The following is a 6,430-nucleotide window of genomic DNA, read 5'->3' as shown; positions in this document are numbered from 1 at the left end:
CTGGACTCCACTGTGATCGACGGGACGAGCGGCGGGGCGCCAGCCCAGGGCGGGCGCCACCTCGGTGGCGATGAGCTCCAGGGCCCGGATCGCCGCGTCGTGGTCGACGATCGCGGGATTGAACTGGGTGATCAGGTCGGTGGCCACCGGCAGCACCCGCTCCCGCCGCAGTCCCTCGACGATCTCGTCCGGATGCCCGTGGAAGGCATGGAAGCGGCGCAGCGCCTCGTCCAGGTCGATGCCCGCCGGGAAGGCGCCGCGCTCGGCGAAGCGCCGTGCCGCGGTCAGCACGCCGGGGCCGATCTGGGCGAGCGCCGCGTCCCGGTCGGCGGCGGGGAAGACGAACCGCGACAGGCCGATGCGGGGGCGGCGCGGCTGCTCCCAGGCGGCGAGGTAGGCGTCGGCCCAGGGGCGCTGCACCTCGTCGGTCGGTTCGTCGTAGCCGTAGGCGGCCCGGTTGAGCAGCAGGTTCGAGCCGGCGGCGGCGGCATGGCCGGCGCCGGGCGCGCTGAACACGCCCTGCCAGATCCGGTCGGTGAAGTCGCCGGCCGGCGGCTGGATGGTGAATCCGGGCGCGCCGACCTCCTCGCCGGCGAGCGCCGCGCGCAGGATCGCGAGGCCCTCGCTGGTCAGCTCACGCCGGCGGGTGACGTCACGGCCGAAGACGGCGTACTCGACGTCGCTCGCGCCGCTGCCGACACCGATCTCGACCCGTCCGCCGCTGAGCGTGTCGACGACGGAGACGTCCTCGGCGAGGCGCACCGGGTTCTCCAACGGCAGGATCGTGATCGCGGTCGCGAGCTGGATCCGCCGGGTGCGCGCGGCGGCGTGGGCGAGGAACGTCCACGGCGAGGGCACCCCGCCGCCGGCGAGCGGCACGTGGTGTTGCGCGACCCAGCCGACGTCGAAACCGAGCTCGTCGGCCACGACGAACAGCTCCTGCGCGTCGCGGTAGGTGGCGGCCGGGTCCCCGTGCCCCTCGACGTGGGTGAGGAAGCCGAGCCGGAACCGCGGCCGGTCACCGTCGGCCGCGGGGGCGGTGGCGGTGCCGGGGGCCGTCATCGGGCGGCGCTTTCGCGGGCGAGGGTGTGGCGGTTGGCGGGAACCGGCAGGCCGAGGTTGGCGCGCAGGGTGTCGCCGGCGTACTCGGTGCGGAACACGCCGCGCTTCTGCAGCAGCGGGACGACGTCGGCGGCGAAGCGCTCCAGGTCCTCGTGGGTGCGAAAGCGCAGGTTGTAGCCGTCCGCGGCGCCGGCGGCGAACCAGTGCTCCAGGGCGTCCGCGACGGTGTCCGGGGCACCGGTGAACGGTGACGGCGTGTACTCGCTGACCGTCTCGACGACCTGGCGCAGCGTGAGGTTCTCGTCCCGGGCCTGCCGGACGATCTCCAGGCCGCGGGTGCGGCCGCTGCGCTCGGCCAGGTGGGCGACGTCGGGGAACGGCGCGTCGAGGTCGTACGGGGTGAAGTCGTGGGAGCCGAAGCTGCGGCCGAGGAAGCCGAGCTTGCGGTCGAAGTCGTTGTCGGCCTCGAAGATGTCCCGGGACAGCCGGTGGGCCGCCTTGTCGGTGGACGCCACCACCGGGCCGGCGCCCACGAGGATCACCACGTGGTCGGGATCGCGGCCGAGCGCCGCGGCGCGGTCCTTGATGTCGCGGTAGTACGCCTGCGACTCCGCCAGCGTGCCGCCGGGGGCGTAGATGCCCTCGGCGACCCGGGCGGCGAGGGTACGGCCCTCCTCGGACACCCCGGCCTGGAAGATCACCGGCTGGCCCTGCGGGGAGCGGGCCAGGTTGAGCGGGCCGGCGACGCGGAAGTGCTCGCCGGCGTGGTCGAGCGCGTGCAGCTTCGACGGGTCGAGGAAGACACCCCGGTCGACGTCCGCGGGGAACGCGTCGTCCTCGTAGCTGTCCCACAGCCCGCGCACGACGTCGACGGCCTCCTCGGCCCGCCCGTAACGGGTCGGGTAGTCGAGGTGCTCGTCGAGGCCGTAGTTGCGCGAGGTGCCGGTGTCGAAGCTGGTGACGACGTTCCAGCCGGCCCGCCCGTGGCTGATGTGGTCGAGGGAGGCGAAGCGGCGGGCGAGGTTGAACGGCGAGTTGTACGTCGAGCTCGCCGTGCCGACCAGGCCGATCGAACGGGTGTGGGTGGCCACGGCCGACAGGAGGGTCAGCGGTTCGAGCCGGTTGAGGTAGTGCGCCGGGTAGGAGGCGTTGATGAACTGGCTGTCGACGATGAAGTAGGCGTCGAACAGCGCCGCCTCCGCCGTCTGCGCCTGCCGGATGTAGTAGTCGATGTCGACGCTGGCGTTCTTCGGAACGCGCTGGTCCTTCCACAGCCCGTGCTGGCCGGGACCGCCGACGCCGTAGGCGCTCAGCGCGAGATGCAGGGTGCGGGGCATGAGGAGGCTCCCCTCGGACGGGCGACGACGGACGGGCGGTGACGGACGGGCGGTGACGGACGGGCGGTGACGGTCAGGTGCGCAGCAGGGCGCGCAGCTCCTCCCGGCGGGCCCGGGCGGCGGCGGCCGAGCGCAGCGTCGGCGCGGAGCCGACGAGCAGGCGGGTATAGGGATGGCGCGGCGTGTTCACGACGTCGCGCGCGGCGCCGACCTCGACGAACCGGCCCTGGTAGAGCACGGCGATCCGGTCGGCGATGCCGGCCACGGAGCCGAGGTCGTGCGAGATGAACAGCAGCGCGACGCCGGAGTCGCGCAGCCCCTTGAGGATCTCCAGCACGCCCACCCGGTTGGCCGAGTCGAGCGCGCTCACCGGCTCGTCCAGAATGATCAGACCAGGCTCGGCGACGAGGGCGCGGGCCACGGCGACGCGCTGGCGCTGCCCGCCGGACAGCTCCCCCGGCAGCCGCGGCAGCAGATCCTCGTCGAGGCGCACCCGGCCGAGGTAGGCACGGGCGCGCTCGACGGCCTCGGGGCGCCGCATCCCGCGCACGAGCAGCGGCTCGACCAGCGAGTCCTCGATCGTCAGGTCCGGGTCGAGGCTGCGCAGCGGATCCTGGAACACGTACTGCACCACCCCCCGGCGGCGCAGCGCCTGCCACTGCCGGGGTTTGTGCCGGGCGACGTCCTCGCCGTCGATGAGGATCCGCCCGCGCCCGGCGCGCACGAGGCCGAGCACGGTACGCGCGAACGTCGACTTGCCGGAGCCGGTCTCGCCGATGATGCCCACGGTCTCCCCGCGGGCCACCGACAGGGACACCCCGTCGAGCACCGACTGACGCCGCCGCCCCGCTCCGTAGTGCACCGCCAGGTCCTCGACCGCCAGAATCGGCCGGTCCCCCGCTCGCTGCTGGTCGTCAGCGGACACCGTCGAACTCCCTGTCCCTCGCGGGTGCGCCGGCGCGACCGCCGTCCGCGTCCGCGTCCGCCTCCGCACCGGTGCCGGCGTCGGCGTCGGCGTCGGCGTCGGCGTCGGCGTCGGCGTCGAGAAAGCGTTCGAGGCCGTACTGCTCGTGCTCGTCGATGAGCATCCGGGTGTAGGCGTGGCGTGGCTGGTAGAGCACCTGCTCGGTCGGTCCCTGCTCGACGACCTCGCCGTCGCGCAGCACGAGCACCTCGTCGCAGACCTGTGCGACGACGGCCAGGTCGTGCGAGACGACCACCAGTGCGAGCCCGGTGCGTTCCCGCAGGTCGGCCAGCAGGTCCAGGACCTCGGCCTGCACCGTCACGTCGAGCGCGGTGGTCGCCTCGTCGGCGATGAGCACTCGCGGGCCGGCGGCGATCGCGGCGGCGATCAGCACCCGCTGCAGCATGCCGCCGGACAGCTCGTGGGGGTACTGGCCGTAGACGAGCTCCGGATCGCGCAGCCGCACGGCGGCCAGCAGCTCGACCGCCCGCGCCCGCGCCGCCCGCCGCCGCAGCCCGGCCTTGACCCGCACGACCTCGGCGATCTGAGCGCCGACCCGCAGGGACGGGTTGAGATACGACCCGGGGTCCTGGAACACCGCGCTGATCGTCGAGCCGCGCAGCGCGGTCCACCGGGCCGGTGTGAGCCCCGCGATGTCCTCCCCGGCGATCTCGATCGTCCCGCCGGAGACGGTGAAGTGCTCGGGCAGGATGCCCAGCGCCGCGCGGCAGGTCAGCGTCTTGCCGCTGCCGGACTCCCCCACGATGCCGACCGCCTGGCCGGGCCTCAGCTCGAACGTGACGCCGTGGACGATCTCGCGGTCGCCGACATTGTCGCGGATCCGCACGTCCCGCACCGCCAGCACGACCTCGTCGGCTGGTAGAGGACGGGGCGTCGGTGTCGCTGTCGGCGAGTCGCCGACGTCGGTCGCCGCGACCAGATCACGATCGGCCTGGGTCGTCGTCACGGGGTCGCACCTCCAGCGGAGATCGGTTCGGTGGTGGCCGTGGCCCGCACCGCGCGAGCCCGGCGGTTGTTGAGCAGCGCCCGGCCGGCCTCGCCGGACACGTCCCGGATCGCGTCCGCGAGCAGGTTGCTGGCCCACACCGTCACGATGATCAGCACCGCCGGTGCGATCGGTGCCCAGGGCTGGTAGGACAGGTAGCCGAGGTCGGAGGCGAGCAGGCCGCCCCACGTCGGCGCGGGCGGCTGCACGCCGATGCCGAGGAAGGTCAGGCTGGACACGACGACGAAGCCGATGCCGACCGTGTAGGCGAGCGCCACCATGACCGGCGGCAGCACCTTGCCCCACACGTGCCGGCGCACCACCCAGCCGACCGACGCGCCGGAGATCAGCGCCGACTCGACGTACTGCGACTGCGCCACCGTCAGGGTCGCCGCCCGGGTCACCCGGTAGAACAGCGGCGAGAGGAGCACGCCGACGGTGAGCATCGCCTGGGTGATGCCGTTGCCGAGCAGCGAGGTCACGGCGACGGCGAACACCAGGAACGGCAGCGCGAGCAGCGTGTCGGCGACCCGCAGCGTCACCCACTCGAAGACCCGCCCGAGGTAGACCGACAGCAGCCCCGGCACCACCCCGACGGCGAGGCCGACCAGGGCCACCTCGACCGAGCCGACGACGGAGGTCCGGGAGCCCTCGAGCAGCCGGCTGAAGACGTCCCGGCCCAGGTTGTCCGTGCCCAGCCAGTGCGAGCCGGACGGACCGGCGAGCGTGCGCGGGCTCGTCGCCAGCGGGTCGTGCGGAGCGACGAGTGGGCCGAGGATCGCCAGCAGCGCGACGACAAACAGGATCGCGACCGCGAGGCGGCCGGAGACGAGGCCGAGTACCCGGCGCACGGTGCCCATGTCAGACCCCCCGCCGCGACGCCGGGGTCACCCGGGCGAGCACCACGTTGACGATCAGGTTGAACGCGACGACCAGCACGATCGACACGACCAGCACTCCCTGCACGGCCGGCACGTCCCCGGCCTGCGCCGAGTCGTTGGCGAACCGGCCGAACCCCTGCAGACCGAAGATCCACTCGGTGATGACCGAGTTGCCGACGATGATCGGGAAGCGGAAACCGAGGGTGGCCAGAGCCGGGCCGGCCCCGTTACGCAGCACGTGCCGCAGGAAGATCCGCCGTGGGCTGAGCCCGCGCACGATCGCCCCGGTCACGTAGTTCTCCCGGTAGGCGGCGACCAGGCCGGTGCGCAGCTGCCGGGCGACGTCGGCGATCACATCGAAGCTCAGCGCCAGCGCCGGCAGGGTGAGATGCCCGAGCCAGGGGCCGAAGCCGGCGCTGGTCGGCACGTAGCCGCCGGCCGGGAACCAGCCGAGCCCGACGGCGAACACCGTCACCAGCACGATGCCGACGACGAACGGCGGCGTGACCCCCATGACCGTCGTGAACGCGGTGATCGTCCGGTCGATCCAGCTCGTGCGCCGCACCGCCGCGAGCGTCCCGAGCGCGGCCCCGACGACGAGGCCGATGAGCAGCGCGTACAGCGAGATCGACAGGCTCACGGCCAGACCGTTGGAGATCAGGTCGGAGATCGTCGCCCCGTTGGCCCAGCTCCGGCCAAGCTGGCCGTGCAGAATCCCGCTGAACCAGCTCCAGTACTGGGCGAGGAACGGCCGGTCCAGGCCCCAGGACGCCTCGACCCGGTGGACCGCCTCCGGGGTGGCGCTCTCGCCGAGCTGGATGTGCGCCGGGCTCAGGCCGCTGAGTGACCGCAGCGAGAAGGTGATGAAGGTCGCCACCACGAACACCGGGACGACGATCGCGATCGAGCGGGCCAGGGCGGCGAGGACGCGTCCGGCCGCCCGCCGCGCCCCGATCGCGGCGACCCGGCCGGACCGGACGGGCCCGGCAGGCCCGGCGGGCCCGACGGCCGCGACCGGCGGATCAGCCGTGCTCACCGCCATGGCGTGCCTCCTGTGTGCTGGATACGGGTGTGTGACAGGTGCGGGACCGTGCTGGGGTGCGGGACCGAGCCGGGATCGGAGCGGGCCCGCACCGCGCCGGGTCGGGACGGTGGGCGGCTGGCCGCCAGGGGTGGGTGG

At 73.6% G+C, this 6,430-nt stretch carries 6 protein-coding genes; all 6 read right to left on the bottom strand.

All coding sequences use genetic code 11. The features are described 5' to 3' along the window. A partial coding sequence (locus C1A33_RS17410) for an LLM class flavin-dependent oxidoreductase (RefSeq protein ID WP_101832536.1) occupies nucleotides 1-1,062 on the bottom strand: 1,062 nt, incomplete at its 3' end. Beyond that, nucleotides 1,059-2,399 carry an NtaA/DmoA family FMN-dependent monooxygenase gene (locus tag C1A33_RS17405; protein ID WP_101832535.1) on the bottom strand — a complete coding sequence of 447 codons (1,341 nt, stop codon included), beginning with the start codon at nucleotides 2,397-2,399 and terminating at the stop codon, nucleotides 1,059-1,061. The genes C1A33_RS17405 and C1A33_RS17410, both read right to left, overlap by 4 nt. A gap of 73 nt (nucleotides 2,400-2,472) precedes the next feature. Beyond that, nucleotides 2,473-3,324, bottom strand: coding sequence for an ABC transporter ATP-binding protein (locus C1A33_RS17400; RefSeq protein WP_101832534.1), 852 nt, complete (start codon nucleotides 3,322-3,324; stop codon nucleotides 2,473-2,475). Next, nucleotides 3,314-4,330 carry an ABC transporter ATP-binding protein gene (locus tag C1A33_RS17395; RefSeq protein WP_243407656.1) on the bottom strand — a complete coding sequence of 339 codons (1,017 nt, stop codon included), beginning with the start codon at nucleotides 4,328-4,330 and terminating at the stop codon, nucleotides 3,314-3,316. Before C1A33_RS17395 ends, C1A33_RS17400 begins: the two co-directional genes overlap by 11 nt. After that, nucleotides 4,327-5,229 (bottom strand): ABC transporter permease, encoded by a 903-nt coding sequence (locus tag C1A33_RS17390; protein WP_101832533.1) that lies wholly within the window; start codon nucleotides 5,227-5,229, stop codon nucleotides 4,327-4,329. The genes C1A33_RS17395 and C1A33_RS17390 overlap by 4 nt, the downstream gene beginning before the upstream one ends. 1 nt (nucleotide 5,230) lies before the next feature. Then, entirely contained in the window at nucleotides 5,231-6,292 is a 1,062-nt protein-coding gene (locus C1A33_RS17385; protein ID WP_101832532.1) for an ABC transporter permease, read from the bottom strand. Nucleotides 6,293-6,430 lie beyond the last annotated feature (138 nt).

Origin of the sequence: Frankia canadensis (genome assembly GCF_900197875.1) — a bacterium.
GTDB lineage: Bacteria > Actinomycetota > Actinomycetes > Frankiales > Frankiaceae > Frankia > Frankia canadensis.
The sequence above is the reverse complement of the archived record's forward strand: the minus strand, read 5'-3'. Positions and strand labels throughout refer to the sequence as shown.

Bases quoted from the DNA above. Each gene is read 5' to 3' on its own strand.
- C1A33_RS17390 (WP_101832533.1), bottom strand. From the start codon at position 5,229: ATGGGCACCGTGCGCCGGGTACTCGGCCTCGTCTCCGGCCGCCTCGCG.
- C1A33_RS17385 (WP_101832532.1), bottom strand. From the start codon at position 6,292: ATGGCGGTGAGCACGGCTGATCCGCCGGTCGCGGCCGTCGGGCCCGCC.
- C1A33_RS17405 (WP_101832535.1), bottom strand. From the start codon at position 2,399: ATGCCCCGCACCCTGCATCTCGCGCTGAGCGCCTACGGCGTCGGCGGT.